The 1,070-nt window shown below is 57.1% G+C and carries 1 protein-coding gene; it reads right to left on the bottom strand.

Going from position 1 to position 1,070, the window contains the following annotated elements:
* Positions 1-652 precede the first annotated feature (652 nt).
* Positions 653-1,070 (bottom strand): hypothetical protein (locus tag ACIPUB_RS20060; RefSeq protein WP_407608992.1); only part of this gene is annotated, 418 nt, incomplete at its 5' end.

The following is a 1,070-nucleotide window of genomic DNA, read 5'->3' as shown; positions in this document are numbered from 1 at the left end:
CACTGCGCCGATGGTACTGCACTCGGGAGGGTGTGGGAGAGTAGGTCACCGCCGGACATAACTGTCCCGAAACCCCCAAGCCCCACCGGCTTGGGGGTTTCGATGCTTAACCACCACACCCCAAATGCCAAGCTTTTAGTGGCCGGAGATGGCGTGGACGCTAGAAAAACCGCCCATTCTGCATCCAACAATTGCATGTCGGGCGTTCTTCAATGTATTTGTGCAGCAGCCTCGATAAGGTTCGCGACTTGGAAGTGTGCGGCTGATTGAATTGGTCCCGTCTTCGACACGTCGCTCTACTAGAAGCAGGTTAGCCCCATGCCGGGTGATCTAATTTGTGTGGAATGAAATTGCTCGCCGGCGATTCGAGATCTCTAGTCCAATCAGATTGGCTTGATGATCCACGGGAGTTGTTGAGATTCTGCCGTACTATTGGTCAGTTGCGTTGCGCACTATTGGTTCAAATCACGAAGGCGACTCGGTACGCTCGACTAAGATAGATGCAGGCGTTCAATGCCCTGGTGAGGGCAAAAAGATTTTAGTGTGGGCTTCCGTGAGATGCGGAGGTCCACTGGTTCATGCGTGGGGTCCAAAACTGAAGACCCTTTTGAGAGGAACACATCTAGTGTCAAACGAAAACAAGGGCTTCGGGTCAAAGGACAACCGCGACCGAAATGGTTCTAAGTCGAACAACAGCGACGGCTTCCGCCGGGGTGGCGACGACCGCCGTGAAGGTGGCTTTAAGCCTCGCGAAGATCGCGGTGGATTCCAGGGTGGAGACCGTCGCGAAGGCGGTTTCAAGCCCCGTGAAGACCGCGGTGGATTCCAGGGTGGAGACCGTCGCGAAGGTGGTTTCAAGCCTCGCGAAGACCGTGGCGGATTCCAGGGTGGAGACCGTCGCGAAGGCGGTTTCAAGCCTCGCGAAGACCGCGGTGGATTCCGTGGCGGCAATGACCGCCGTGAAGGCGGTTTCAAGCCTCGCGAAGACCGCGGTGGCTTCAAGCCCCGTGAAGACCGCGGTGGATTCCGTGGCGGCGATGACCGCCGTGAAGGTGGTTTCAAGCCTCGCG

The sequence above is a fragment of the Paeniglutamicibacter sp. ORCA_105 genome (assembly GCF_045798545.1).
Taxonomy (GTDB): Bacteria; Actinomycetota; Actinomycetes; order Actinomycetales; family Micrococcaceae; genus Paeniglutamicibacter; species Paeniglutamicibacter sulfureus.
This window is presented reverse-complemented; position numbering and strand designations above follow the sequence as displayed.